Origin of the sequence: Streptomyces sp. NBC_01012, from assembly GCF_045162755.1 — a bacterium.
In the GTDB taxonomy this organism is placed as follows: Bacteria; Actinomycetota; Actinomycetes; order Streptomycetales; family Streptomycetaceae; genus Streptomyces.
Window position 1 is genome coordinate 4,578,818 of sequence record NZ_CP108688.1, and the last position, 25,474, is coordinate 4,604,291.

The following is a 25,474-nucleotide window of genomic DNA, read 5'->3' on the forward strand; positions in this document are numbered from 1 at the left end:
CGCAGGATACCGGGGGCTTTTGTGCACGAAACGAGCGCGGGCCCCGACCGTGTGGTCGGGGCCCGATGCGTGGGCTCCGCCGGCTGGATTCGAACCAGCGTCTCAAGGCTCCAAAGGCCTGCGGGATGCCGCTACCCCACGGCGGATCACTGCGTCAGACCCTACCTGAGGCGGAGTTGGGCCTGATCCACGATTCCGTGCCACCAGCCCTCAACTCGACGATACAACTCGGCACCCTGCGCGACGCGGATCACTAGGCACCCGCGATAGGCCTCGTCGGTGTTCTTCCGTGATGTCTTGGGGTTGTGCTTCTTCAGCGTTGTCTTGCGGAGCGCGGAGACGTCGACGCCCACGACATCCGCCCAGTAGTGTTCGGCGGCCCCGACGTCTGCTGTCTCGTGGATCATGACCCGGAAGTAGATGCGGTCGGGTGTGACTCCCACCGCAGCCAGCCATGCCAGATAGGTTTCGATCATGCCCGGGTCACTATTGACGAACGTCAGGCTCTCCCGACGGTCGTACGGTTTGTCCTTCGTCCCCTCGGACCAGTAGAGGCCCACGCCGATGAGGAGAAGCTCCCGGTCTGTGAGGTCGCCGATCTCCGCCTTCGCAATGGCCTTCGTCTGCTGCCGCTTGTCGTCGCGCACTGCCAGTTCGTGATCCCAGCGCCTGCGCCCGGCGAGCCGGGCCTGCTCGACGGCGCTCCGGCTGGGAACGGGTTTCGGCAGGTCCCGTACCCACAGCGAGATCGAGCCCTTCGAGCACCCCAGCTCTACCTGGATCTGGTCGTAGGTCATGCCCTGGAGCCGCAGCTTTCGGGCTTTCTCCCTCAGGTCGTCCTTCGCGTTGGGGCGCTTCGTCCACTCCGGGGCCGGCTCGCCCTCCAGGAGCCGGTTCAGGATGTCGTTGTTGTCGACGTGCAGCCGGTCGCGGATCTGGCGTCGGCTCAAGCCCTCTCGTCGTAACGCGATCACCTTCTCGCGCAGTCCTTCGAAGTCCGCGTACTTGCCATTGGCATGTGTCATGCGATCAGCGTCGTCCGGAATGCGGACGTCCGGGTCGAAAGGGTGCTCGGTTCACCGGATCGTGCGATTACCTGCGTTTATGGCGTGACCAGTCACTTTCTGTGCTGATGGAGTCTCCCGAAAAACAGATGCGTCCGCCCGTACGCTGGATGCCATGACCGCAACGGGGGAAGACCGGGAAGCGGCGGGCCCGACCACCCGCGGCTACTGGTGGTGGGAGCGGCGGCGCAGTGTCGCCCTGGACGTGGGGCTGGCGCTGGTTTCGGCGCTGGAGTGTGTGCTGGAGGGGGTGGAGTTCGCCGGGGACACCGGGTTGCCGGTGCCCCTCGGGGTGCTCTTCGGGCTGTTCGCGGGGTCGGTGCTGGTGTTGCGCCGGCGGTGGCCGATCGCCGTGGTGCTGGTGTCGATAGCGACGACGCCGGCCGAGATGGGTTTCCTGATGGCGATCGTCGGGCTGTACACGCTGGCGGCGTCGGAGGTACCGCGCAGGATCACGGTGGTGCTGACGGGGATGATGCTCGTCGGCACGTTCATCGTGTCGTACGTACGGCTGCGGCAGAGCGTGAGTGCTCACGCGGATTTCGGGCCGGGCGTCTGGTACGTCCCGGTGGTGTCCGTGTTCATGTCGCTGGGGCTCACGGCGCCCTCGGTGCTCTTCGGTCTGTACATCGGGGCCAGGCGCAGGCTGATGGAGAGCTTGCGTGAGCGCGCGGATTCGCTGGAGCGGGAGTTGTCGCTGCTCGCGGACCGGGCGGAGGAGCGGGCCGAGTGGGCGCGTACGGAGGAGCGGACCCGGATCGCGCGGGAGATGCATGACGTGGTGGCGCACCGGGTGAGTCTGATGGTGGTGCACGCGGCGGCGTTGCAGGCGGTGGCCCCGAAGGATCCGGCGAAGGCGGTGCGTAACGCGGCGCTGGTGGGTGACATGGGCCGGCAGGCGTTGACGGAGCTGCGGGAGATGCTCGGGGTGCTGCGGAGCGGGGACGCTCTGGTGGCTCCGGAGGCCGGGCGGGTGCCGTTGGCTTCGGTGGGGCCGGTGGCCTCGGCTGTCGTGCCCGATGCGGTGGAGGACGGGCCCCGGTTGCATGAGGTGGAGGCGCTGGTCGCGCAGTCCCGTGAGGCGGGGATGACGGTGGAGCTGTCGGTGGACGGGGAGCCGCGTCCGTATGCGCCGGAGGTGGAGCAGACGGCGTACCGGGTGGTGCAGGAGGCGTTGACGAACGTGCACAAGCATGCGGCGGGTGCGAAGACGTGGGTGCGCCTGGCTCATCGGGGGGCGGAGGTGGCGATGCAGGTGGAGAACGGTCCGACGGACGGTGCGACGGCGGACGCGGGACTGCCGAGCGGTGGTAACGGCCTGGTGGGGATGCGGGAGCGGGTGCTGGCGCTGGGTGGTGTGTTCGTGTCGGGGGCGACCGACGCGGGGGGTTTCCGGGTGTCGGCGGTTCTGCCGGACGGTGGCGCGGCGTGAGGGGGCCGGGGAGGGCTGCGGGGCGCGGCGCCGGTGCCGGGGTTCGCTCAGCCTGAGGTGAGGCGTGCGGGTTGTACGCCGGTCATGAGGGTTTCGAGGGCGCGGTCGATGTCGGAGCCGAGGTACCAGTCGCCGGTGTGGTCGATGGAGTAGACGCGTCCCTCGCTGTCGATGGCGAGGATGGCCTGTCCTTCGCCTTCTTCTCCGAGGGGTGCGACCTCGGTCTCCAGTGCGCGTCCGAGGTCGCCGAGCGTGCGTGCCAGGTGGAGTCCGCTGAGTGGGTCGATGTGCACGGTGGTGGTGGCGATCTGGCGGCCGGGTGCGGACGCGGTGATGTGGAGTCCGCCGAATTCCGCCCAGGCTTCGACCGCGGCGGGGAAGACGGCGTGCTGGTGTCCGGCGGGGGAGGCGTGGGAGCGCAGGGCGTCGGCCCATTCCTCGGCCTGGCGGATGTTCCAGCGGCCCGGTTGCCATCCGGCGTCGTGGAGGGCGGCGTCGACGGCGACGGGGAAGCGGGTGGTGGAGGCGCGGTTCTGCTGTCCGGGTACGTCGGTGTGGTGCTGCATGGTGGTGGGCTCAGCCCTTCTCGGCGGTGGTCGCGGCACCCGTGGTGAGGTCGACGGGGCGTACGCCGAAGTGGGCGAGCATGACGGTGCAGGAGCGGCAGGGGGGTGCGTAGCTGCCGTGGAGCGGGTCGCCGTCCTCGCGGATGTGCCGTGCGGTGAGGCGCGCGTGTTTGAGGGCGCGGCGGGCCTCGCCGTTGGTGAGGGGCTTTCGCTGGGCGCGTTTGGAGCGGCTGTCGTCGGCTGCGGTCAGCTGGCGTGACAGGAGTATGGCTTCGGGGCAGCGTCCGGTGAAGCGCTCGCGCTGACTGCTTGTGAGGGTGTCGAGGAAGTCCTGTACGAGTGGGTGCAGGGTGGGTGGCTGGTCGCCTTTGCCCGCGGTGCAGGTGAGTGTCTCTCCGCGTACGGACAGGGCTGCGGCCACGGCGGGCAGGATGCCGTCGCGGCGGTGGTGGAGCTGGGGCGCGCGGTTCGGTTCGGCGGTGCTCCAGCTGAGTCGCGGGTCTCCGGATGTGACTGTTTGTGCTGTGTGCATGGTGCTGGTGTCCCTCCCTGCAATCCCCCGAGTTGCGGGGGACAGCCTGCCAAATATGCAGGGTGGTGGGGAAGCTGGGTGGGTGAAACGTGTCTTCGTGTCGCGGGTGGGTGGTGTGGTTGTCGCGTGTCCGTCACTCGGTGGTGACGGACGGTGAGCGGTCTGCCCTGGGGGCGGGTGGCCTTGTTGCGTCACCGCATAGGCTGTGCGGAACACCGGAAGCAGCAGGGGGCAACCGCCATGACGACAGGTCGGCTCGGGCAGCAAGCCGCGCCACCGAATGCGGCCTACGCCGGGCAGGTCGTGCATTTCCCGGATCCTGTCCGGGCGTCCCGCCACCCGAGGGGTGTGCGTGTGGACGGTAACGGCCATCCGGTGTTTTCGCCGTACGCGCGTGCGGCCGCGGAGATCGCGGATCCTCCTGAGGGGTTCGGTGTCGATGAGCTGCGGTTGACGGACTATGTGTCGGCGAACGCGGCGTTGGCGGCGAGCGGTCATGAGCTGTGGGACACGATTCCCGCGGTGGCGACCCCGCACGGCTGGACGTGGCATCACGTGGCGGGTGGCCGGCGGATGGAGCTGGTGCCGGTCGAGGTGAAGGCGTTGTTGCGTCATCACGGTGGTCTGGCGACGGCCGGGGTGGATCAGGACCGTCGGGGCACGCGGCCGTTGCAGGAGACGCGGCCGGCTCACTTCCGGCTGCCCAAGGGTTCTGTCGCGGTGGGTGAGCAGCAGGTCCTGGGTGTCGAGGAGGATCTGGGGTATCGCCTTCCCGGTGCGTACCGGTCGTTCCTGAAGGCCGCGGGTGGTTCGGCGCCGGTCGGTGCGGCGCTGGACGCGGAGCTGGGGTTGCTGGTGGACCAGCCGTTCTTCACGGTGCGTGAGGAGGCGGCTGTGAATGATCTGGTCTATGTGAACAAGTGTCTGCGTGATCACTTCACGAAGGATTTCCTGGGCGTGGGTTTCGTCCAGGGCGGGATCCTCGCGGTGAAGGTGCGTGGTGACGGCGTGGGGTCTGTGTGGTTCTGCGCGTACGACGATGCGCGGGATCAGGACGGCTGGGGTGTGCAGGAGCGGGTGGACCGGCTTCTGCTGCCGTGCGGCGAGGACTTCGATGCTTTCCTCCAGCGTCTTGCGGGCAATCCGCCGGAGCTGGAGACGGTGGCGAACCTGATGGTGGACGGTGGCTTCGCGCGGGCCGTCCCGGTGGAGGGGTGAGCGCGGTGGTGACGTTCGCGCAGGCGCAGGAGCGGGCGGATGAGTGGGTCAACGGTGACGTGCCCGCGTATCAGCACCGTGAGGTCCGGGTCCGTGAGTTCGAGCTGGGTTTCGTGGTGTGGGCGGAGGACCGCGCGGAGGGTCCTGTTTCGGACGGGGGCCGTCAGCGGCTGGTGATCGCCCGGGACAGTGGCGAGGCGACCTTGTGGCCGGGGCTGCCGGTGGGCGAGGTGATCCGGCGGTACGAGGAGGACTACGGGGCGTCCGCGGAGGCGGAGGCCGCTCCGGAGCCGCCGCAGCGTATCGATCTGAATCAGACGTCGTTCCTGTTGTCGCCGCCCGAGTGGCTTCAGGAGGCGGCGGACAAGCTGGGGATCCCGGACCGTCGTGCGGGGGCGGAGGAGCCGCCTTCGGGCGCCGCCGATTCGGGGTCGGCGTGGCCGGCCGCGGGTGGGCAGCAGGATCATGAGCCGACGGCGAACGACGGGGTGCCGGCCGGGGGGACTCCCTGGGCGGGTACGGACACGAACGCGGGGGCTGACGAGGGCGGGGTACCGCTGCCCGCGACGGTGTTCGCGCCGCCGCTTTCCGGTTCGGACGATGACGGGACTCCGCCGCCGGTGGTTCCGGCGGAGGCGCCCACGGCGTTGATGTCGGGCGGCAGCCGGCTGCCGTCGACCGCGATCGTTCCGGGGCTCGACCCGCAGGCGCCGCCTCCGGGGCCTCCCGCTCCTGCTGGTCCTTCCGCTCATGCCGCCCCGGCTCCTCCGTCCGGTCCTTCCGCTCCCGCGCCTCCTTCCCCTCCGGCTCCTGCGGGGCCGGGTGCGGGGGCCGGGGACATCGCGGACGCGGCGACGAGCAAGGCCGTGGTGCCGCCGCGGGGTGCGCGTGGGTCGGGGTCGACGACTCCGCCGCCGCCCGGGGCGCCCGGTACGCCGGGGGTGCGGCCGGGGGCGACTCCGCCGCCTTCGGCGCCGGGTGCGCCGGGTGCGCCTGCGGGCGGTTATGTGCCGACGCAGATGGTGTCGCAGTTGGGGCCTCCGGGTGCGCCGGACTCCGGTCCGACGCCGCCCCCGCCGCCTCCTCCGGGCTCCACACCGCCTCCCGGTCCGCCCGGGCAGCCGGGCCGGCCGGGTCCGCCCGGTCCTCCCGGGCCGCCTCCTGGCGCGACGCCGCCTCCGGCCGGCGGGGTGCACCATGCCGAGACGATGTTCGCCGACGCGAGCATCGGTGGCCCGAACGCACTGCGGCCGCCGGGCTCTTCCGGTCCGCCTGCTCCTCCCGGTCCGCCCGGACAGCCGGGCCGGCCCGGTCCTCCCGGCCCGCCCGGCGCCCCGGGTGCCGTGGGCGCGTCGCCTCCGCCGCCTCCTGCGGGTTCGACGCCGCCCGCCTTTCCCGGTCCTCCCGGGCCGCCTCCTGGCGCGACGCCGCCTCCGGCCGGCGGGGTGCACCATGCCGAGACGATGCTGGCGAGTCCGGGTTCGACGCCGCCTCCCGGTCGGCCCGGTCCTCCTGGTCCGCCCGGTCCTCCGGGGGCGCCGGGTCAGGGTCCGCACACGCCGCCGCCTCCCGGGGCGTACGGCTATCCGCAGCAGCCGACGGGTCAGCCGACGGTCGGGCCGGGGTATCAGGCCGTGCTGCGTTTCCGTGCGGCCGATGGCAGTGAGCAGCAGTTGATCCGGCGTTCGGCGCCGGGCACTCCGCATCCGGAGTGGCAGATGCTGCATGAGCTGCGGGGGATGAATGTCCCGCCGCAGCAGGTCATCGAGCTGCATACGGAGCTGGAGTCGTGTGAGCTTCCGGGTGGTTACTGTGCGCGGATGATCCGGGAGACCTGGCCGCAGGTCCGGATCACGAGCGTCGCGCCGTACGGCACGGATCACGCGAGCCGGCAGCAGGGCATGCAGCATCTGCTGACGCATCAGGGTGAGTTGCACCAGGTGGCCGACGGTCCGGCGCGGCCGGCTCCGGTGCGGGCTCCGTTGCCGCAGGTGCCGCCGGCGATGGCGGTGCCGCCCGAGGCGTTGGCCGAGGAGATGCTCGGGGCGTTCGGTCCGCAGGGTGTGCTGCGTTTCGACCAGCGGGCGGTGTCTCGTCAGGGTGTGCCCGAGGTGGTGGCGCGGACGCTGATGTGGGCGGGACTGCCCGCCGATTTCGGGCCGTTCTTCTGGGCGCAGCCGGGTCATCCTGTGGTGCCGACGCTGGCGGAGCTGGCGGCGCAGCGTCAGGTGCAGCCGGCGTCGGACGCGGGTTCGTATCTGGTGATGGGTTCGGACTTCGGCCGGGCGATCTGTGTGCAGTACGGCACGGCGAACATCGTGGCCGTTCCGGTGGAGGCGGGTCCTGATGGCCGGCCGGTTCCGCCGCAGTTCGTGAACACCGGGCTGCCGGAGTTCGTGCGGTCGATGGCGTTGCTGGGCCGGATGTGGCGTCTGCGGTTCGGGTTGAACCCGGAGCAGGCGGGCCGTTGGACGGTCGATTTCCAGGCGCAGTTGGTGGCGATCGACCCGGCGGCGCTGGCCTCGCCCGAGGGCTGGTGGTCGGTTCTGCTGGAGCAGATGTGGGATGGGCTGCTGTAACGCGTTCTGACCGAATCTGATCTGTTGTGTACGAGAGGCGCTCGCCCTGTGATGGGGTAGGCGCCTTTTGTATGGGGTTTTGTGATCCAGGTCGCTTCGGTCCTGAATGCGGCTGATCGATTCCGACTTCCGGGCCAATTGCCGCATCCTTGACGTATCGCTTCATGGTCATGGAGTCGAAGAGCGGGAAAGAGGGCTTCAGGGATGAGTGGTGGACCGGTGTCCGCGCACGGTTTCGTCGGCGTACGCGGGCGTGGTTACCGTCCTGAGCAGGTGGACCGCAAGGTGGCCTCGCTGTCCGCCGAGCGGGACGAGGCCCTGGAGCGGATCTCCCGGCTGACGGAGCGGGCCGAGGCCCTGGCGGCCGAGTCGGCGCGCTTGGGCGAGGTGGTGGCCTCGCTCCCGCCGCAGACGTATCAGTCGCTGGGGGAGCGGGCGCGGCAGATTCTGGCTCTGGCCGAGGCCGAGGCCGAGGCCGCGCGGGGTGCCGCGATCGAGGAGGCGCAGACGCTGCGGGACGCCGCCGTCGCGGCGGCCCAGGAGTCCCGTGAGTCGGCGCGTGCGTCGGCGGAGGCCGTGCGGGCCGCTGCGGACGCCGGGGCGGATGAGGTGCTGGCCGCGGCGAGGGATGCCGCCGGGGCGCTGGTGGGGGAGGCGCGCCAGGAGGCCGGTGAGGTACGTGGGGCCGCGGAGGCGGAGATGGCCGGGACACGTCGCCGTACGGCGGGTGTGCTGTCCCACCAGGAGCAGGAGCACGCCGAGCGGGGCAGGGTCGCGGACGATGAGATCGCTGCCGCGGAGGCTGCCGTGGCGGAGCGTGAGGCGGAGCTGGCGGCCCGTGGGGCGGAGCTGCTCGACCGGGCGCGGCGGGAGCTCGCGGAGGCGGAGGAGGCGGCCGCGCTCGGCCAGCGGGACGCGGAGGCGCGGGCGGCGGGGCTGCTGTCGGGGGCCGAGGTGACCCGGGAGCGGGTGGTGCGGGAGACGGAGCGGATCCTGCGGGAGCACGAGGAGGGCCGCGAGGAGGTGCAGGCGCACATGGCACACGTACGCAACTCGCTGGCGGCGCTCACGGGGCGCGCGGTGCCGGGTGCCGCGCGGGACTGAGGCCGGTCGGCGTGCGTGGTGCCGGGGTCCGCGCGGTACTGAGACCGCCCGGTGTGCGCCGGGCCGGGTTTCGCGCGGCACGGGGGCCGGTGGGGTGAGGGGTGTGACGTCGGGTCAGGGGCGTGGCCAGGGGCGTTTGGAGAGCTGTTCGATCCCGCTGTTGAAGCGCTTGAGGTAGCCGGCGAAGGCGCTGATGTCGTCGTCGGGCCAGTCGTGCATGACCCGGTCCAGGGCGTGCACGATGCGGTCGCGTTCCTCGTCGAGGAGCCTGGCGCCCTTGTCGGTGATGCGGAATTTGCGGGCCATGCCGCCCTCGGGGTCGGCGATGCGCTCGGCGAGCCCGGCGCGGGTCGTCGCTGCGGTCTGGCGGTTGAGGGTGGAGGCGTCGAGACCGAAGGCGTCGCTCAGTTCGCCGTTGGACATCGGACCCTGGACGCGGATGCGGCTCAGCAGGACGTAGGCGCTGCGGTCCATGAGGGCGTTCTTGTGACGTCCGCCACGGTGGTGCGCGAGGTCGTGGCGCCCGAGCAGCATCTGTTCGTACTCCACGTCTTCCGTGGGCCTGCCCATGCCTGCGGCCTCCTGCTGCTGCCTCGGGTCGATCGTGCGTCTACCGGCGTTCCATGCTCTCATGAGATGTGTACTGGACACATAACGTGTACGACACATTCAGCATGTACGATGCACATCGCCGTTCGGCGGAAAGTCGTACAACAACACCGTCAGGAGTCCCACCCCTATGGATGCCCCCCAGCCGACAGTCAGAACAGGCGGTGTGATCGCCACGCTGGCCCTCGCGGGCACCGTGGCGGCGATCATGCAGACCCTGGTCACCCCGCTCATCGCGGAGCTGCCGAAGCTCCTCGACACCACGTCGTCCAACGCCGCCTGGGTGATCACGGCCACCCTGCTGGTCTCCGCGGTGTGTGTGCCGGTCTCCGGACGGCTGGGCGACCTGCTGGGAAAGCGCCGGATGCTGCTCGCCTGCACGGTGCCGCTGCTCGTCGGGTCTGTGGTGTGTGCACTCGCGTCCACCGTCGTTCCCATGATCATCGGGCGTGGTCTTCAGGGGATGGGCATGGGTGTGGTGCCGCTCGGCATCGCTCTGCTGCGTGACGTGGTGCCGAAGGAGAAGATGAGCTCCTCCATCGCCCTGGTCAGCGCCTCCCTCGGCATCGGCGGCGCCCTCGGCCTGCCGATCGCTTCGGCGGTCGCCCAGTACGCGAACTGGCGGGTGCTGTTCTGGGGCTCCGCCGCGCTGGCCCTCCTCATCTTCACCCTGATCTGGTTCCTGATCCCGGACGTCCCGGCCGCGGCCAAGGGGCAGCGCTTCGACGTGCCCGGCGCCATCGGCCTGGCCATCGGCCTGGTCTGCCTGCTCCTCGCCGTCTCCAAGGGTGCCGAGTGGGGCTGGACCTCCACGACGACGGTCGGCCTGTTCGTCGGGGCCGTCGTGGTGCTCGTCGTCTGGGGCTTCTGGGAACTGCGGACCAGGGACCCCCTGGTCGACCTGCGCACCACGGCACGCCCCCGCGTGCTCATCACCAACGTCGCGTCGCTCTTCGTCGGCTTCGGCATGTACGCCGGCATGCTGATCGCGCCGCAGCTCCTGCAGTTCCCCGAGGCCACCGGCTACGGTCTGGGCCAGTCGATGCTCGCGGCGGGCCTGTGGATGGCCCCCGGCGGCCTGATGATGATGCTCGTCTCCCCGCTCGGCGGGAAGCTCATCGATGCCCGCGGTCCCAAGTTCGCGCTGATCTCCGGTGTGCTGGTCATCGCCGCGGCCTACGGGATCGGGATCCTCCTGATGAGCTCCGCCTGGGGGCTGATGCTGTTCCTCATGGTCAGCAGCAGCGGTGTCGGTCTTGCCTACGGGGCCATCCCCGCCCTGATCATGAGTGCGGTCCCGGCGTCCGAGACGGCCGCGGCCAACGGGTTCAACACCCTCATGCGTTCGCTCGGCACCTCGATCGGCGCCGCTGTGATCGGCGCGCTCCTCGCCCAGATGACCACGGAGACGGCCGGCTTCACCCTCACCTCCGAGGCCGGGTTCCGCACCGGCCTGATGTTCGGCTGTGGTGTCGCCATCGTCGCCGCGGTGATCGCCTCGTTCATCCCGGCCATCCGCCGCACCGGCGCCGCCCCCGGCGAGACGGCCGTGGCACCCGCACCTGAGCCGGCCGCGGCCAAGGGCTGACCCGGCACCCGTACGCCGCACGAGCCCGGCCCCTGGTCCCCTCGCGGAGGCCAGGGGCCGGGCTCGTGCGCGTGGGGCGCGGGCCGGTCGGCCCTCAGGCCTTCCGGGCCCCGGAGGCATTCCCGTTCCCGTTCCCGTTCCCGTGCTCGTCGAGAACCGGGAAGCGGTGCGGGGCCAGGACGACGAGCACCAGCAGGGCGAGAGCGGCGGCCCCCGCGGCGCCGGCGAACACATGGTCGGTGGCGCTGTCGACGGCCCGCCGCAGATAGTCCGTCGCCGCGGCGGAGAGCGCCGCGGGTGCGTCGAGGGCGTGCGATACGGCGTCCAGGTCGCCTGGCAGTCCGGGGACGGGGGCGTCGGCCAGCCGGGAGGCGAGTACGCCGTTGGCGACCGCCCCGAAGAGCGCGGCGCCCAGGCTCTGGCCGACCTGCCGGCAGAAGAGCACGGACGCGGTCGTCGTGCCCCGCTCGGTCCAGCCGACCGTGGACTGGACCCCGACGATCAGCGGGAGCTGGAAGAGGCCGAGCGCCGCGCCGAGCAGCAGCATGATCAGGGCGGGCTGCCAGGCGGCGCCCGGGTAGGGCAGCAGCTGGAAGCAGAGCAGGGCCAGCAGGGCGCCCGACATGCCGATGATCGCCGTACTGCGGAAGCCGACGCGGTTGTAGACCCGGTCGGAGAGCGCGGCGGCGACGGGCCAGCTCAGGGTCATCACGGACAGGACGAACCCGGCGGCGATCGGGCCGAGTCCGAGGACGGACTGGGCGTAGGTCGGCAGGAAGACGGTCGGCGCGACCATGAGCAGCCCCATCGCGCCGAGGGCGAGATTGACCGATGCGATGGTGCGGCGCCGCCAGACCCAGCCGGGTATGACGGGCTCGGCGGCGCGGCGTTCGATGACGACGGTCAGGGCGGCCAGCGCCGCGCTCGCCCCCAGCAGCCCGAGTGAGGGGGCGGAGAACCAGGGCCAGGCGACGCCGCCCTGGACGAGTGCGGTCAGCAGGAGCGCGCCGGTCGCGAAGACCGCGAGGGCCCCGGCCCAGTCGATGCGGGGGCGGGTGGCGGGACGCGGCCGGGCGGATTCGTGGAGGTGACGGACCACCAGGAAGAGGGCGACGGCGCCGATCGGCAGATTGATCAGGAAGATCCAGCGCCAGTCGGCGTACGCGGCGAGCAGCCCGCCGAGCGCCGGTCCTGCCACCGACGAGGTGGCCCAGACCGTGGACAGCTTCGCCTGGATCTTGGGGCGTTCCTTCAGCGGGTACAGGTCGGCCGCGATCGTCTGCACGGTGCCCTGGAGGGCGCCGCCGCCTAGGCCCTGGACGACGCGGAAGGCGATGAGGGCGGCCATGTTCCAGGCGCCGGCGCAGAGCAGGGAACCGGCCAGGAAGAGGATGATGCCCGCGATCAGGACGGGCTTGCGGCCGAAGGTGTCGGAGAGTTTGCCGTACACCGGCAGGGTGACGGTCACGGCCAGCAGATAGCCGGAGAAGAGCCAGGAGAAGACGGAGAACCCGCCGAGGTCACCGACGATCTGCGGGACGGCGGTCGCGACGATGGTGCCGTCGATGGCGGCCAGACCCATGCCGAGCATGAGGGCCGCTGCGACCGGGCGCCGGCTGCGGGCGGTGTCCGGTGCCGGCTGCGGGGCCGCCTCCCGTGGTCCTGTCTCCGGTCCTGCCCCCGGTGGTGGTGCGGCCGGTGCCGTGCCGGGCGCTGTGTCCGGGGCTGCGGTCTGCCCGCGTGCCGCATCGGGGGCGGCGTTCGCGCGTATCGCTTCCGTGCGTATCGCTTCCGGGCCGTCCGTCTCCCCGCCGCCGTCCGTGCCGCCCAAGCCACCCACAGGGGTCCCTTCCCTATGCATCTACTTCGAGGGGCCCACTGTCTCACCGCCCGGGGCCGCACGGGAGCCGCAGGCCACGGAGTGAGACCCCTACTCGGGCTGGTCCTCGGGGCACGGCCCCCTAGGGGGAGCCATGGAGGTGCGCCCAGGGGTCGTTCCTCCCGCCGGAGGACGAGAGGCGGGGGTCGCGTTCCTTAGCGTGTTCCTACACCGCAGCTGCGGCCGGCCACAGGGGGACGGGTGGGGGCAACCCCCCATCGAAGACGGTGCCGGACACCAGTGTGCCGGAGTGCCTCTTCACCCGAGACTCGGAACGTACACAGAGACGTCCGCGCATCGACCGACATAGGAGAAAAACCGTGACAACGGCTGTAACCATTCCCAGGCACGGGGACACTGGAGGGCGTACGGCCGTTGCTGCGCGAGCGCGGCAGGTCGTCAAGGCCTACGGGGCGGGCGAGACCCGGGTCGTGGCCCTCGACCATGTCGATGTGGACATCGTCCGCGGGCAGTTCACGGCGATCATGGGCCCGTCCGGGTCCGGCAAGTCGACGCTGATGCACTGCCTGGCGGGTCTGGACACGGTGACCTCGGGTCAGATCCACCTTGCCGACACCGAGATCACCGGCCTCAAGGACAAGAAGCTCACGCAGCTGCGCCGGGACCGGATCGGCTTCATCTTCCAGGCGTTCAACCTGCTCCCGACGCTCAACGCGATAGAGAACATCACGCTGCCGATGGACATCGCGGGCCGTAAGCCCGACGCGGCCTGGCTGCGGCAGGTCGTGGAGACCGTCGGTCTCGCCGAGCGGCTCAAGCACCGGCCCACACAGCTCTCCGGCGGTCAGCAGCAGCGCGTCGCGGTGGCCAGGGCGCTCGCCGCCCGCCCCGAGATCATCTTCGGTGACGAGCCCACCGGGAACCTGGACTCGCGGGCCGGTGCGGAGGTGCTGTCCTTCCTGCGCAGGTCCGTCGACGAGCTCGGCCAGACCATCGTCATGGTCACCCACGACCCGGTGGCCGCCTCCTACGCGGACCGGGTCCTCTACCTCGCGGACGGCTCCATCGTCGACGAGATGAAGAACCCGACCGCCGAGCAGGTCCTGGACCGGATGAAGGACTTCGACGCACGCGGGCGGACGTCATGACCGTGTGGAAGACCTCGATGCGCAACTTCCTCGCGCACAAGGGGAGGATGGCGCTCTCCGCCGTCGCCGTCCTGCTGTCGGTGGCGTTCGTGTGCGGCACGCTCGTCTTCACCGACACGATGAACACCACCTTCGACAAGCTCTTCGCGGCGACGTCCGCCGATGTCACGGTCAGCCCGAAGAAGGCCACGTCCGACGACATCCCGGAGAACGGCAAGCCCGAGGCGCTCCCCGCGTCCGTCGTGACCGAGGTGGCCGGCGTGGACGGGGTGAAGGCGGCCGAGGGCGGGGTCAGCAGCATGGCCGTCACCCTCGTCGACAGCCACAACAAGAACCTCGGATCCGAGACCGGTGCCCCGACCATCGCGGGCAACTGGACGAAGAACGAGCTGCGGTCCATGGAGATCACCTCGGGTCATGCCCCGCGCGGTCCGACCGAGGCCATGATCGACGCCGACACCGCGAAGAAGCACCACCTGAAGCTCGGCGACGAGGTGCGCACCATCGCCGTCACCGGTGACGTCAGGACGAAGGTCACCGGGATCGCCTCGTTCACCGTGACCAACCCGGGTGCGGCCATCGTCTTCCTCGACACCGCCACCGCCCAGCGGAAGCTGCTCGGCGGCTCCGATCTCTTCACGAATGTCGCGGTGACCGCTCAACCCGGTGTCGCCGACGCGGAGCTGAAGAAGAACGTCGCCGCCGCCCTGGGTGATCCGGCGACGTACAAGGTGCAGACGCAGAAGGAGGCCGCGGACGCCGACAAGGACTCCATGGGTTCCTTCCTGGACGTCATGAAGTACGCGATGCTCGGCTTCGCCGGGATCGCCCTGCTCGTCGGCATCTTCCTGATCGTCAACACCTTCTCGATGCTGGTCGCCCAGCGCACCCGCGAGATCGGCCTGATGCGGGCCATCGGATCCAGCCGTAAGCAGGTCAACCGGTCCGTCCTCGTCGAGGCGGTGCTCCTGGGCATCGTCGGATCGGTCCTGGGTGTCGTGGCCGGTATCGGTCTCGCCGTCGGGCTGATGAAGCTCATGGGCGCCGTCGGCATGGAGCTGTCCACCGGCGACCTCACGATCGCCTGGACGACACCGGCCGTCGGTCTCGTGCTGGGCATCGTCGTGACCGTCCTCGCCGCGTACATCCCGGCCCGCCGGGCCGGCAAGGTCTCCCCGATGGCCGCGCTCCGGGACGCCGGGACCCCGGCGGACGCCAGGTCCGGCTGGGTCCGTGCGGTGATCGGCCTGGTCCTCACGGGCGCGGGCGCCGCGGGTCTGTGGGCGACGACCCGGGTGGACGAGGCGAGCGAGGGCTCGATGTACCTCGGCCTCGGCGTGCTCCTCACCCTCGTCGGCTTCATCGTGATCGGCCCGCTGCTCGCCGGTGCGGTCGTACGGGTCTTCGGCCTGGTCGTCCTGCGGCTGTTCGGCCCGGTCGGGCGGCTGGCGGAGCGCAACGCGCTGCGCAACCCCCGGCGTACGGGAGCGACCGGCGCCGCCCTGATGATCGGCCTCGCCCTGGTGGCGTGCCTGTCGGTCGTCGGTTCGTCCATGGTCGCGTCGGCCACCGACGAGCTGGACAAGTCGGTCGGCGCGGACTTCATCGTCCAGTCGAACACCGGCCAGCCGATCGTGCCGCAGGCCGCGAAGGCGCTGGAGACCGCTCCCGGCCTCGACCACCTCACGGGCTACAAGGACATCAGCGCGAAGCTCACCGCACCCGACGGTTCGACGGAGGACGGCGGGGTCGTCGCCGCCGACCCGACGTACCAGCAGGACCTGCGGCGTACGACGGTCTCCGGTGACCTGGCCAAGGCCTACGGCAAGGACGCCATGTCGGTCGGCGACGTGTACGCCACCGAGCACGGGATCGGGATCGGGGACGAGATCACCGTCGCGTTCAAGGCGGGCGGGACGGCGAAGCTGAAGGTCGCCGCGATCACCTCCGACGACGTGGCCGTCGACAAGGGCATGAACTACGTCTCCACCGCGACGGCCGAGTCCTATGTACCGGCCGACAGGATGCCGAACAACGTGGCCATGTTCGCCAAGGCACAGGACGGCAAGGAGAAGGAGGCGTACGCGGCCGTCAAGGGTGCGCTCGCCGACTACCCGCAGTACAAGGTGCAGAACCAGGCCGACTTCAAGCAGGACCTCAAGGACCAGATCGGCCAGCTGCTGAACATCGTCTACGGTCTGCTCGCCCTGGCGATCATCGTCGCGGTGCTCGGTGTGGTGAACACCCTGGCCCTCTCGGTGGTCGAGCGGACCCGCGAGATCGGCCTGATGCGGGCGATCGGCCTCTCCCGCCGCCAGCTGCGGCGCATGATCCGTCTTGAGTCCGTCGTCATCGCCCTGTTCGGCGCGCTGCTCGGACTCGGTCTGGGCATGGGCTGGGGCACATCGGCCCAGAAGCTGCTGGCCCTGGAGGGGCTCGGGGTCCTGGAGATCCCGTGGCCGACGATCCTCACGGTGTTCGTCGCCTCGGCCTTCGTCGGCCTGTTCGCGGCGCTGGTCCCGGCCTTCCGGGCGGGCAGGATGAACGTCCTGAACGCGATTGCCACGGACGGGTGACGGAGCCGTCGTAGGATGACTGACCAGACCCGGTCCCGGGGCGTTCCTCCAAACGCTCCGGGGCCGGTTCGCGTCGTCGGCCCTCGCCGCCGTCGTCAGGCGTGCATGACCGGCACGTCGTACTGGGGGATCCACTTGTCCCGGGTGACGATGGTCAGCCCTTCGGTCTGGGCCTGGGCGACGAGGATGCGGTCGAAGGGGTCACGGTGGAGCGGGGGGAGACGGCCGGCTTTGACGCCGTGCTCGGCAGTGATCGGGAAGGGCCTGAACTGCATGTCTCTGGCACGCTCGGCGAGGTCCGGGGCGCCTTGCAGCTTCCCGATGCTGTGCTTGATCGCGATCTCCCACGGCGTGGCGGCGCTGACGTAGACCTCGGACTCGGTACGCAGGAGATCCCTGGTGTCCTCGGCAAGTTCCGGTGAGGCGTTGAGCCACCACAGGACGACGTGTGTGTCGAGGAGGAGTTTCATCCACGCATCCCGAAGGCCTCGGCGATGTCGTCGGGCAGCTCGTCGAAGTCCTCCGGGATGTGGATCTGTCCCCGGAGTGCGCCGTAGTCGGTCCGGTTGACCTTGGGCCGGAGGGGTACGACCTTCGCGACCGGTTCGCCCGCGCGGCTGATCACGACCTCCTCACCGGTCTCGACCTGTTGCAGTATGCGCGAGAAGTGGGTCTTGGCCTCGTGCACGTTGTACTGCCGGGCTGCTTCCATGACTGCCTCACAGGGGCAAAGGGTGGACTAACTCAGGACTAAGGCTAGCTCGGCTGCCGCCGTACGGACAACGGCGTTCCCTCGCGCGAGTGACACACCGGCGTCGTACGCTGGAGCCCCCGGCCCGTCCCACGTGTCGGGCCCTTCGCGTTGCTCACGCGTCACAGTCGCTCACTCGCCACACCGGACGGAACCTTCATGAGCCTGCACGGTCTGCTGGATGTCGTCGTCACCGACCCGGCGCTCGAAGAAGCGGTGAAGGCCGCCACCGACGGACACCGGGCCCATGTCGACCTGGTCGGCCCGCCGGCCGCGCGGCCCTTCGCCGTGGCCGCGCTGGCCCGTGAGGCGCGGCGTACGGTGCTCGCCGTCACCGCGACCGGCCGGGAGGCGGAGGACCTGGCGGCCGCGCTGCGGACCCTGCTGCCCCCCGACACCGTCGCGGAGTTCCCTTCCTGGGAGACCCTGCCCCACGAGCGGCTCTCGCCGCGCTCGGACACTGTGGGCCGCCGCCTCGCCGTGCTCAGGCGCCTCGCGCATCCCCGGCAGGACGACCCGGAGACCGGGCCGGTCAGCGTGGTGGTCGCGCCGGTGCGCTCCGTGCTCCAGCCGCAGGTCAAAGGGCTCGGCGATCTGGAGCCCGTCTCGCTGAGCAGCGGGCAGAGCACAGATCTGGGCGAGGTCGTGGACGCGCTCGCGGCAGCGGCGTACGCCCGTGTGGAGCTGGTCGAGAAGCGCGGGGAGTTCGCCGTGCGCGGCGGCATCCTGGACGTCTTCCCGCCGACCGAGGAGCACCCCCTGCGGGTGGAGTTCTGGGGCGACGACGTCGAGGAGATCCGCTACTTCAAGATCGCCGACCAGCGGTCCCTGGAGGTCGCCGAGCACGGACTGTGGGCGCCTCCCTGCCGTGAGCTGCTGCTCACCGATGACGTACGCGGCCGGGCAGCGGCCCTCGCCGAGGCCCACCCCGAGCTGGGTGAGCTGCTGGGGAAGATCGCGGAGGGGATCGCCGTCGAGGGCATGGAGTCCCTCGCCCCGGTGCTCGTCGACGAGATGGAGCTGCTGCTCGACGTCCTGCCGAAGGGGTCGATGGCGCTGGTCTGCGACCCGGAGCGGGTGCGGACCAGGGCGGCCGACCTCGTGGCGACGAGCCAGGAGTTCCTCCAGGCGTCCTGGGCGGCGACGGCGGGCGGTGGCGAGGCCCCGATCGATGTCGGCGCGGCCTCCCTGTGGGGTATCGCCGATGTCCGGGACCGGGCCCGTGAGCTGGGCATGATGTGGTGGTCCACCTCCCCGTTCGCCGCCGGCGAGGAACTGGACGGGGACTCCCTGAAGCTCGGGATGCACGCCCCCGAGACGTACCGCGGCGACACCGCACGGGCGCTCGCCGACACCAAGGGGTGGCTGGCCGACGGCTGGCGCACGGTGTACGTCACCGAGGGGCAGGGCCCCGCCTCCCGTACGGTCGAGGTGCTCGGCGGCGAGGGCATCCCGGCCCGCCTCGACCAGGACCTGGCCGAGATCACGCCGGCGCTCGTCCATGTCTCGTGCGGGGCCATCGACAACGGCTTCGTGGACCCGGGGCTGAAGCTGGTCGTCCTGACCGAGACGGACCTGACCGGCCAGCGCACCGCCAGCAAGGACCTGGGGCGGATGCCGGCCCGCCGCCGCAAGTCCATCGACCCGCTGACCCTCCAGGCGAACGACTACATCGTCCACGAGCAGCACGGCGTCGGCCGCTACATCGAGATGGTGCAGCGCACGGTGCAGGGGGCGACCCGTGAGTACCTCCTCGTCGAGTACGCACCCGCCAAGCGCGGCCAGCCGGGCGACCGTCTCTACATCCCGACCGACCAGCTGGAGCAGGTCACCAAGTACGTCGGCGGGGAGGCCCCGACCCTGCACCGGCTGGGCGGCGCCGACTGGACGAAGACGAAGCAGCGGGCCAAGAAGGCGGTCAAGGAGATCGCCGCCGACCTGATCAAGCTGTACTCGGCGCGGATGGCGGCTCCCGGCCACGCCTTCGCCCCCGACACCCCGTGGCAGCGTGAGCTGGAGGACGCCTTCCCGTACGCGGAGACGCCCGACCAGCTGTCCACGATCGCCGAGGTCAAGGAGGACATGGAGAAGTCCGTCCCGATGGACCGGCTGATCTGCGGTGACGTGGGGTACGGCAAGACGGAGATCGCGGTGCGCGCGGCCTTCAAGGCGGTCCAGGACGGCAAGCAGGTCGCGGTCCTGGTGCCCACGACGCTCCTGGTCCAGCAGCACTTCGGCACGTTCACCGAGCGGTACGCGCAGTTCCCGGTCAACGTGAGGGCGCTGAGCCGCTTCCAGTCGGACACCGAGTCCAAGGCGACGCTGGAGGGGCTGAAGGACGGGTCCGTGGACCTGGTCATCGGCACGCACCGGCTGTTCTCGTCGGAGACGAAGTTCAAGGACCTGGGCCTGGTCATCGTCGACGAGGAGCAGCGCTTCGGTGTCGAGCACAAGGAGCAGCTGAAGAAGCTGCGGGCCAACGTCGACGTGCTCACGATGTCGGCGACGCCCATCCCCCGTACGCTCGAAATGGCGGTCACCGGCATCCGGGAGATGTCGACGATCACGACGCCTCCGGAGGAGCGGCACCCGGTCCTCACCTTCGTCGGGCCGTACGAGGAGAAGCAGATCGGCGCGGCCGTGCGTCGTGAACTCCTGCGTGAGGGCCAGGTGTTCTACATCCACAACCGGGTCGAGTCCATCGACAGGGCCGCTGCGCGGCTGCGGGAGGTCGTGCCCGAGGCGCGGATCGCCACGGCGCACGGTCAGATGGGGGAGAGCGAGCTGGAGAAGGTCGTCGTCGACTTCTGGGAGAAGCGGTTCGACGTGCTGGTCTCGACGACGATCGTCGAGTCCGGTATCGACATCTCCAACGCCAACACGCTGATCGTGGAGCGCGGCGACAACTTCGGTCTCTCCCAGCTGCACCAGCTGCGCGGCCGTGTCGGCCGTGGCAGGGACCGGGGTTACTCGTACTTCCTGTATCCGCCGGAGAAGCCCCTGACCGAGACCGCGCACGAGCGTCTGGCGACGATCGCCCAGCACACCGAGATGGGTGCGGGCATGTACGTGGCCATGAAGGACCTGGAGATCCGTGGCGCCGGGAACATGCTCGGCGGTGAGCAGTCCGGTCATATCGCGGGTGTCGGCTTCGACCTGTACATCCGGATGGTCGGCGAGGCGGTTGCGGACTACCGGGCGGCGGTGGACGGCACGGTCGAGGAGGAGCCGCCGCTGGAGGTCAAGATCGAGCTCCCGGTCGACGCGCACGTCCCGCACGACTACGCCCCGGGCGAGCGGCTGCGCCTCCAGGCGTACCGCTCGATCGCCTCCGCGAACTCGGAGGAGGACATCAGGGCGGTGCGCGAGGAGCTCACCGACCGCTACGGCAAGCTGCCGGAGCCGGTGGAGAACCTCCTGCTGGTGGCGGGCCTGCGGATGCTGGCGCGGGCCTGCGGGGTCGGCGAGATCGTGCTGCAGGGGCCGAACATCCGCTTCGCGCCGGTGGAGCTGCGGGAGTCGCAGGAGCTGCGGCTGAAGCGGCTGCACCCGAAGACGGTCATCAAGCAGGCCGCACACCAGATCCTGGTACCACGCCCGACGGCTGGCCGGATCGGCGGAAAGCCGGTGGTGGGCCGCGAACTCCTGTCGTGGACGGGGGAGTTCCTCACGACGATCCTGGGGTCGTAGCCGTCGGACCCGTCGCCTGTGTCCGGCCCGCCGGATCGGTCGGCGGGCCGACGGCCTCAGGGGGTGGCCGGCCTCTTGAACGCGACCCAGACGGTCTTGCCGATGGTGTGGTGGTCGATGCCCAGCTCTGCGGCCAGTTGCCCGGCGATGAACAGGCCTCGCCCCGAATTGCTCTGCTCATCGGCCTCGTGGACGCTCGGCCGACCACCGCCGCTGTCGCGGACCGCCAGACGCACCAAGTCGTCCGTCGCACTCAAGTGGACCGAAAACTCCCGTCCGGGCGGGACTCCGTGGAGCAGTGCGTTGGTCGCGAGCTCGGAGACACACAGCCTTATGTCCTCGATCAGCGACGTCAGCTGCCATCCCGTCAGAACCTCGTGGACGAAATCGCGTGAGGCGCGGACGGACGTCTTCCGTCGTGGGAAGCGCCGTTGCTGCGACAGAGACACGGTGTTTCACCGCCTTGCTCGTGGGCTGTGACGGCGAGACCGTATCGCTATTCGCGAAAAGCGGCAAGGTAGCCTTGGGGAGTCGAGCGACTTCGCCTACCGTGTGCTCGACGCGGCCGGTCGCGTCGCGGCTTCGAGGAGGAACCATGGCCGAGGGAGATCCGGTCACCACGTCGGCCCGCTATCTGGCGCCGTCCGAGGCCGGAACCGGCGATGCCTGGGCGGCCGAGGCGGCGGTCGAGGGACGCCGCGGGACCCAGGAGATCGTGCGCGCGGGCGAGGCGGTCGCCTCCGACAGGGTGGCCCGGCTGCTCGACGTGACGGAGGGGGCGCGGGTCGTCGAGCGGCGAAGGGTCATGCGCCTTGACGGCGTGCCCTGCGAATTGACCGATACCTACTACCCGTTGGCGATCGCGGGGGGCACGGCGCTGGCCGGGACCGCCAAGATCCGTGGAGGTGCCGTACGGCACTTGGCCGCGCTCGGTCATGTCGGCGTCAGGGCGGTGGAGGATGTGGCCGCCCGCATGCCCACGGAGGATGAACGAGCGGCTCTGGCGCTCGACGCGGACACGCCGGTCCTGGAGTTGGTGCGCCTCACGCTCGACGCGGGCGACCGGCCGATTCAGGCGGACGTGATGGTGATGCCGCCGGACGGGCAGCGGCTGCGGTACGAGATCCGGATCGGTCGCGGATGACCGTGTCCGGAGGTGAGGGCGAAGTCGCGGACGGTCGTTCGCTTCATGAGCGCATCGCGGCCGATCTGCGGGACGAGATCATGTCGGGTGATCTGGCACCCGGGGCCAGCCTCCCGTCCACCGTGCAGTTGAAGGAGAGGTTCACCGCGTCGAACGCCACGGTCCAGAAGGCCTTGCGGCTCCTGAAGGAGGAGCGGTTGGTGGTCGGCCGGGCCGGAGCTTCGGTGACCGTGCGCGACCATCGGCAGCGGACCATGCGCCCCGCCTCGTACATGGAGCCGGCGGCCCCGGGGCGGCCGTACCGCTGGCTGACCGAGGCGGCCGGCTCAGCTGCCCGTGCGCACAGCACGCTGGTCGAGGTGGCCGAGGCGGTACCCCCGGCGGACGTGACCGAGGCGCTGGGCATGCGGCCGGGGGACACGGCGGTTCTCCGGCGTCAGGTCCTGTCGATCGACGGTGAGCCCGCCGAGCTCGTCGCGTCGTACTACCCCTTGGAGGTCGCCGGAGGGACCGAGATCACCGAGCGCCGCAGGATTCCCGGTGGCACACCCACCCTTCTCGCGTCGCTCGGCTACCCGCCCCGGCTCAGCGTCGACCGGGTCTCCGCGCGTGTCGCCACGCAGGATCAGTACCGACTGCTCGGACTCCCCGGCGACCTGCCGGTACTGCGCACCCTGCGCGTCGTGTTCAGCGACCATGACAGGCCGATCGAGGCCACCGTGATGGTCAAGGCCGGTCATCTCTACGAGGTGCAGTACGAGTTCGCCCCCGGGGCCGGCTGACGGACCGGACCCGGACCCGACCCGACGGGCCGTGCTCCTCAGTCTCGGTCCCCTGTGCCCTCGTCCCGTGGGGTGAGGATCAGCCCCGTCAGGGAGCGGAACGCGGACTCGGGGGTGCGGTCGGTGAGGGCGTCGGAGAGGTTGCCGCTCAGCAGCAGCGTGGCGAAGCCGTGGGCCAGGGACCAGGCGGCGATGCCGGTGAGGCGGGCGTCCGTGCCGCGTGGCGCGTCGGGCAGGCCGTCGACGCCCGCGCGTAGTGCCTCGGTGGCGCGGGCCTTCGCGGCGAGCAGGGCGGGGTCGTCGGCGCGGTGCAGCTCCGGGCGGAACATCACCTGGAAGTGCGCGGGGTGCGTGACGGCGAACCGTACGTACGCCACGCCTCGTTCCTGGAGGTCCGGGGCGGCCGTCAGGGCCTCGGCGAAGAGCGCGTAACCCTCGGCGGCCACGGCGGTGAGCAGGCCGGTCCGGTCCTTGAAGTGGTGGGCCGGTGCGGCATGCGAGACACCGGCCCGGCGGGCCAGGCCGCGTAGGGACAGGGCGTCCGGGCCGTCGGCCGCGATGACGTCGAGCGCGGCGGTCAGGACCGCCCGCCGCAGGTCGCCGTGGTGGTAGGTGCCCTCGTTGCTCATGGGAGCCAACGGTACGCGGTATTTAGTCATTGACAAGTTCCGAGGGGTGGCCGCATGCTGGGACAGGAATCTAGTCGATGACAAGTTTCGACACACTCCAGGACGATGACGGGGAGACCGGGGACATGGCCGACGAGCTGGGGCACGTACGTCAGATGTGGCACCTGTTGGAGCCGCTGCACGCCGTCTTCTACTACGCGCCGGAGGTGTTCGACGAGGCCGCGGCCCTCGGGTACGCCACGGACGAGCGGTGGCCCAGCTACTTCGTGTGGCGGGCGGCGCCGCTCGGGGCGGCGGGCGCCGAGCGGGTGGGGGCCGTGTTCCACAGCTTCAGCCCGGAGACGGTCGGCCGGTACGTCCCGGCTGGCTGGGACGTGGCCGGGCCGCGGGCCGTGCTGGACGCCCGGGAGCGGGCCGTGGACCGGGCGTACCGGGCGCTGTTCGGTGACCGGGTCGACGGCCCGGAGCTCGCGGAGGCCGCCGCGCTCGCTCGGCGGGCCGCGGAGGCCGCCGATGTCGCGGGGCGGCCCCTCGCCGCGGCCAACGCCGCCCTGCCCTGGCCCGACGCCCCGCACCTGGTGCTGTGGCACGCTGCCACGATCCTGCGGGAGCACCGGGGCGACGGCCATATCGCGGCGCTGGTCGCGGCGGGGCTCGACCCGGTGGAGTCGCTGGTGTCGTTCGCGGCGGTCGGTGCGGCCAGGCCCGAGGTGTTCGAGAGCCGGGGGTGGAGCACGGCCGAGTGGGACGCCGCCCGTGAACGCCTCGCCACGCGCGGGCTGCTGGAGCCGGACGGGACGGCCACGGACGCCGGGCGGGCGCTGCGCGCCGAGGTGGAGCGGCGTACGGACGAAAGCGCCGCGGGCCCCTGGGCGGCCCTCGGTACCGAGGGCCGGGAGCGGCTCGCGGAGCTGCTGGGTCCGCTGTGGGTGGAGGCGATCAGCTCGGGCCTGCTGCCGTCCGAGACGACCCTGGGGATCGGCAAGGTGTAGGGGGCCGGAGCTGGGGCGTGCGGCCGGGCGGTCGGTCGGTCGTGTGCGGTCGATCGGTCGGTCGTGTGCCGTCGCGCAACCCGCCCGCCCGCCCCCGACCGCCCGCCCGTGCCGACGCGCGCCGGTAACGCCCCCTTCACCGCCGGATTTCGGGCCGCATACGCTGAACCGTTGTGACGCCTCCTCATGCTGTACGCAGCCACGCCCCCCTGAACCCCCGGCACCGCCTTCTCCCCCTCCTCGCGCTGGCCATGACGGGCACGCTCGCCCTGACCGGATGCGACGAGCTGGGGGACCCGACGGACTCCTCACGGACCCCCGACACCACGGCGCCCGCCGGCTCGGCGCTCCAGGCCGCCGAGGGGCTGGCCGTGAAGGGCCGGGCTCCCAAGACCGGGTACGAGAGGAGTGCGTTCGGGTCCGCCTGGCTGGACACCGACCGCAACGGCTGCGGAACCCGCGACGACATACTGGCCGCCCAGCTCGACGCCGTCTCCAGGGACGCCGACGGCTGCAAGGTCCTCAAGGGCGTGCTGGACCCCGACCCGTACACCGGGACCCGTATCGCGTTCCGGCGCGGGGCGAGCAAGGTGGACATAGACCACCTCGTCGCACTGTCCGACGCGTGGCAGAAGGGCGCCCAGAAGTGGAGCGACGGCAAGCGGCGGGCCTTCGCGAACGACCCGCTCAATCTGGTGGCGGCCGACTCGTCCACCAACCGCCGCAAGGGGGACGGGGACACCGCGACCTGGCTGCCGCCCAACAAGGACTACCGCTGTACCTACGTGGCAGGGCAGATCGCGGTCAAGAAGAAGTACGAGCTGTGGGTGACGCGGGCCGAGCGTGAGGCGATGACGAAGGTCCTGGCCGACTGCCCCGACCAGGAGCTGCCCACGGGCGGCAACCCCACGGAGGCGCCCACCCGTTGAGATCGGCGCGGGTCGTCGGAGCTTTCCTCAGGACCTCGACGGTGAGGTCCTCGGGGCAGGCGGCCATGCTTCGTCCGTGGCACGGCTGGACGCCCGCCGGCTCCGGCTGCCGCGTCTGCCGCCGGCCGAACAGCGCACGTATGGTGAGCAGTTCAGCGCCCTCGTCGCATTCGAGGAAGGTGCTCCGCGTGGTGGGGCGGCTCGGTGGACAACTGGTGCAGGGGATGTACGACGGACTCACGGACGGTACGGTCGATCCGAAGTGACGTGAAGCACAACGGTTGTGCACACCCCGGGCGGG

The 25,474-nt window shown here is 70.9% G+C and carries 21 protein-coding genes, 1 tRNA gene and 1 pseudogene; 13 read left to right on the forward strand and 10 right to left on the reverse strand.

The genetic code is table 11. The features are described 5' to 3' along the window. Positions 1 to 74 precede the first annotated feature (74 nt). Positions 75 to 146 (reverse strand) — tRNA-Gln (locus OG623_RS20710). Between the two features lie 15 nt (positions 147 to 161). Further along, positions 162 to 1,025, reverse strand: coding sequence for a hypothetical protein (locus OG623_RS20715; RefSeq protein ID WP_406148320.1), 864 nt, complete (start codon positions 1,023 to 1,025; stop codon positions 162 to 164). 154 nt (positions 1,026 to 1,179) lie between these two features. Here OG623_RS20715 and OG623_RS20720 point away from each other — a divergent pair, with 154 nt between their 5' ends. Continuing rightward, complete coding sequence (locus OG623_RS20720; protein WP_406148321.1) at positions 1,180 to 2,496, forward strand: sensor histidine kinase; 1,317 nt, start codon at positions 1,180 to 1,182, stop codon at positions 2,494 to 2,496. A 47-nt stretch (positions 2,497 to 2,543) separates the two neighbouring features. On the opposite strand, the gene OG623_RS20725 is transcribed toward OG623_RS20720, so the two are convergent. Together OG623_RS20725 and OG623_RS20730 are read right to left on the reverse strand one after the other, a co-directional pair. Beyond that, positions 2,544 to 3,062, reverse strand: coding sequence for an SUKH-3 domain-containing protein (locus OG623_RS20725; protein WP_406148323.1), 519 nt, complete (start codon positions 3,060 to 3,062; stop codon positions 2,544 to 2,546). Between the two features lie 10 nt (positions 3,063 to 3,072). Continuing rightward, positions 3,073 to 3,594, reverse strand: coding sequence for a YwqJ-related putative deaminase (locus OG623_RS20730; protein ID WP_406148325.1), 522 nt, complete (start codon positions 3,592 to 3,594; stop codon positions 3,073 to 3,075). A gap of 240 nt (positions 3,595 to 3,834) precedes the next feature. Between OG623_RS20730 and OG623_RS20735 the strand changes: the two genes are divergently transcribed. From OG623_RS20735 to OG623_RS20745, 3 genes are all read left to right on the forward strand, one after another. Then, the gene (locus tag OG623_RS20735) at positions 3,835 to 4,812 is read left to right on the forward strand and encodes an SMI1/KNR4 family protein (protein WP_406151933.1); all 978 of its coding nucleotides are present in this window, start codon (positions 3,835 to 3,837) and stop codon (positions 4,810 to 4,812) included. 5 nt (positions 4,813 to 4,817) lie between these two features. Then, positions 4,818 to 7,391, forward strand: a complete 2,574-nt coding sequence (locus tag OG623_RS20740) for an SUKH-4 family immunity protein (RefSeq protein ID WP_406148327.1) — start codon at positions 4,818 to 4,820, stop codon at positions 7,389 to 7,391. Between the two features lie 204 nt (positions 7,392 to 7,595). Further along, on the forward strand, positions 7,596 to 8,495 hold the full coding sequence (locus tag OG623_RS20745; RefSeq protein ID WP_406148328.1) for a cellulose-binding protein: 900 nt from the start codon (positions 7,596 to 7,598) through the stop codon (positions 8,493 to 8,495). 114 nt (positions 8,496 to 8,609) lie between these two features. Here OG623_RS20745 and OG623_RS20750 read toward each other — a convergent pair whose 3' ends face one another. Continuing rightward, positions 8,610 to 9,065, reverse strand: coding sequence for a MarR family winged helix-turn-helix transcriptional regulator (locus OG623_RS20750; protein ID WP_406151934.1), 456 nt, complete (start codon positions 9,063 to 9,065; stop codon positions 8,610 to 8,612). A 169-nt stretch (positions 9,066 to 9,234) separates the two neighbouring features. Between OG623_RS20750 and OG623_RS20755 the strand changes: the two genes are divergently transcribed. Next, positions 9,235 to 10,692: an MFS transporter gene (locus OG623_RS20755; protein WP_406148330.1), complete on the forward strand. Its 1,458-nt coding sequence runs from the start codon at positions 9,235 to 9,237 to the stop codon at positions 10,690 to 10,692. Positions 10,693 to 10,786: 94 nt separating this feature from the next. On the opposite strand, the gene OG623_RS20760 is transcribed toward OG623_RS20755, so the two are convergent. Beyond that, complete coding sequence (locus OG623_RS20760) at positions 10,787 to 12,553, reverse strand: MFS transporter (RefSeq protein WP_406148331.1); 1,767 nt, start codon at positions 12,551 to 12,553, stop codon at positions 10,787 to 10,789. Positions 12,554 to 12,891: 338 nt separating this feature from the next. Between OG623_RS20760 and OG623_RS20765 the strand changes: the two genes are divergently transcribed. Then, a complete protein-coding gene (locus OG623_RS20765; RefSeq protein WP_406148333.1) occupies positions 12,892 to 13,680 on the forward strand; it encodes an ABC transporter ATP-binding protein in 789 nt (262 codons plus the stop codon). Beyond that, positions 13,677 to 16,256 (forward strand): ABC transporter permease, encoded by a 2,580-nt coding sequence (locus OG623_RS20770; RefSeq protein WP_406148334.1) that lies wholly within the window; start codon positions 13,677 to 13,679, stop codon positions 16,254 to 16,256. The genes OG623_RS20765 and OG623_RS20770 overlap by 4 nt, the downstream gene beginning before the upstream one ends. A 95-nt stretch (positions 16,257 to 16,351) precedes the next feature. On the opposite strand, the gene OG623_RS20775 is transcribed toward OG623_RS20770, so the two are convergent. After that, positions 16,352 to 16,726 (reverse strand): type II toxin-antitoxin system VapC family toxin, encoded by a 375-nt coding sequence (locus OG623_RS20775; protein WP_406148336.1) that lies wholly within the window; start codon positions 16,724 to 16,726, stop codon positions 16,352 to 16,354. After that, entirely contained in the window at positions 16,723 to 16,968 is a 246-nt protein-coding gene (locus OG623_RS20780) for a type II toxin-antitoxin system Phd/YefM family antitoxin (protein WP_406148338.1), read from the reverse strand. Before OG623_RS20780 ends, OG623_RS20775 begins: the two co-directional genes overlap by 4 nt. A 198-nt stretch (positions 16,969 to 17,166) precedes the next feature. Between OG623_RS20780 and mfd the strand changes: the two genes are divergently transcribed. Then, a complete protein-coding gene (mfd, locus tag OG623_RS20785; protein WP_406148340.1) occupies positions 17,167 to 20,697 on the forward strand; it encodes a transcription-repair coupling factor in 3,531 nt (1,176 codons plus the stop codon). A 56-nt stretch (positions 20,698 to 20,753) separates the two neighbouring features. On the opposite strand, the gene OG623_RS20790 is transcribed toward mfd, so the two are convergent. Then, positions 20,754 to 21,146, reverse strand: coding sequence for an ATP-binding protein (locus OG623_RS20790; RefSeq protein ID WP_406148342.1), 393 nt, complete (start codon positions 21,144 to 21,146; stop codon positions 20,754 to 20,756). Positions 21,147 to 21,292: 146 nt separating this feature from the next. Between OG623_RS20790 and OG623_RS20795 the strand changes: the two genes are divergently transcribed. Together OG623_RS20795 and OG623_RS20800 are read left to right on the forward strand one after the other, a co-directional pair. Beyond that, a complete protein-coding gene (locus OG623_RS20795) occupies positions 21,293 to 21,841 on the forward strand; it encodes a UTRA domain-containing protein (RefSeq protein WP_406148343.1) in 549 nt (182 codons plus the stop codon). Next, on the forward strand, positions 21,838 to 22,623 hold the full coding sequence (locus tag OG623_RS20800) for a GntR family transcriptional regulator (protein ID WP_406148345.1): 786 nt from the start codon (positions 21,838 to 21,840) through the stop codon (positions 22,621 to 22,623). Before OG623_RS20795 ends, OG623_RS20800 begins: the two co-directional genes overlap by 4 nt. 38 nt (positions 22,624 to 22,661) lie before the next feature. Here the strand turns inward: OG623_RS20800 and OG623_RS20805 are convergent, their stop codons facing one another. Beyond that, positions 22,662 to 23,252 (reverse strand): TetR/AcrR family transcriptional regulator, encoded by a 591-nt coding sequence (locus OG623_RS20805; RefSeq protein ID WP_406148347.1) that lies wholly within the window; start codon positions 23,250 to 23,252, stop codon positions 22,662 to 22,664. A gap of 125 nt (positions 23,253 to 23,377) precedes the next feature. Here OG623_RS20805 and OG623_RS20810 point away from each other — a divergent pair, with 125 nt between their 5' ends. From OG623_RS20810 to OG623_RS20820, 3 genes and pseudogenes are all read left to right on the forward strand, one after another. Continuing rightward, a complete protein-coding gene (locus OG623_RS20810; protein ID WP_406151936.1) occupies positions 23,378 to 24,244 on the forward strand; it encodes an SCO6745 family protein in 867 nt (288 codons plus the stop codon). Between the two features lie 173 nt (positions 24,245 to 24,417). Next, positions 24,418 to 25,173, forward strand: coding sequence for an HNH endonuclease family protein (locus OG623_RS20815; protein ID WP_406148349.1), 756 nt, complete (start codon positions 24,418 to 24,420; stop codon positions 25,171 to 25,173). Positions 25,174 to 25,228: 55 nt separating this feature from the next. Then, positions 25,229 to 25,439: pseudogene (locus tag OG623_RS20820) on the forward strand (type II restriction endonuclease subunit M); the annotation flags it as partial. Between the last annotated feature and the right edge of the window lie 35 nt (positions 25,440 to 25,474).

Coding starts and splice junctions, on each gene's coding strand:
- OG623_RS20715 (WP_406148320.1), bottom strand. CDS start 1,025: ATGACACATGCCAATGGCAAGTACGCGGACTTCGAAGGACTGCGCGAG.
- OG623_RS20720 (WP_406148321.1), top strand. CDS start 1,180: ATGACCGCAACGGGGGAAGACCGGGAAGCGGCGGGCCCGACCACCCGC.
- OG623_RS20725 (WP_406148323.1), bottom strand. CDS start 3,062: ATGCAGCACCACACCGACGTACCCGGACAGCAGAACCGCGCCTCCACC.
- OG623_RS20730 (WP_406148325.1), bottom strand. CDS start 3,594: ATGCACACAGCACAAACAGTCACATCCGGAGACCCGCGACTCAGCTGG.
- OG623_RS20735 (WP_406151933.1), top strand. CDS start 3,835: ATGACGACAGGTCGGCTCGGGCAGCAAGCCGCGCCACCGAATGCGGCC.
- OG623_RS20745 (WP_406148328.1), top strand. CDS start 7,596: ATGAGTGGTGGACCGGTGTCCGCGCACGGTTTCGTCGGCGTACGCGGG.
- OG623_RS20750 (WP_406151934.1), bottom strand. CDS start 9,065: ATGGGCAGGCCCACGGAAGACGTGGAGTACGAACAGATGCTGCTCGGG.
- OG623_RS20755 (WP_406148330.1), top strand. CDS start 9,235: ATGGATGCCCCCCAGCCGACAGTCAGAACAGGCGGTGTGATCGCCACG.
- OG623_RS20760 (WP_406148331.1), bottom strand. CDS start 12,553: ATGCATAGGGAAGGGACCCCTGTGGGTGGCTTGGGCGGCACGGACGGC.
- OG623_RS20770 (WP_406148334.1), top strand. CDS start 13,677: ATGACCGTGTGGAAGACCTCGATGCGCAACTTCCTCGCGCACAAGGGG.
- OG623_RS20775 (WP_406148336.1), bottom strand. CDS start 16,726: ATGAAACTCCTCCTCGACACACACGTCGTCCTGTGGTGGCTCAACGCC.
- OG623_RS20780 (WP_406148338.1), bottom strand. CDS start 16,968: ATGGAAGCAGCCCGGCAGTACAACGTGCACGAGGCCAAGACCCACTTC.
- mfd (WP_406148340.1), top strand. CDS start 17,167: ATGAGCCTGCACGGTCTGCTGGATGTCGTCGTCACCGACCCGGCGCTC.
- OG623_RS20795 (WP_406148343.1), top strand. CDS start 21,293: ATGGCCGAGGGAGATCCGGTCACCACGTCGGCCCGCTATCTGGCGCCG.
- OG623_RS20800 (WP_406148345.1), top strand. CDS start 21,838: ATGACCGTGTCCGGAGGTGAGGGCGAAGTCGCGGACGGTCGTTCGCTT.
- OG623_RS20805 (WP_406148347.1), bottom strand. CDS start 23,252: ATGAGCAACGAGGGCACCTACCACCACGGCGACCTGCGGCGGGCGGTC.
- OG623_RS20810 (WP_406151936.1), top strand. CDS start 23,378: ATGGCCGACGAGCTGGGGCACGTACGTCAGATGTGGCACCTGTTGGAG.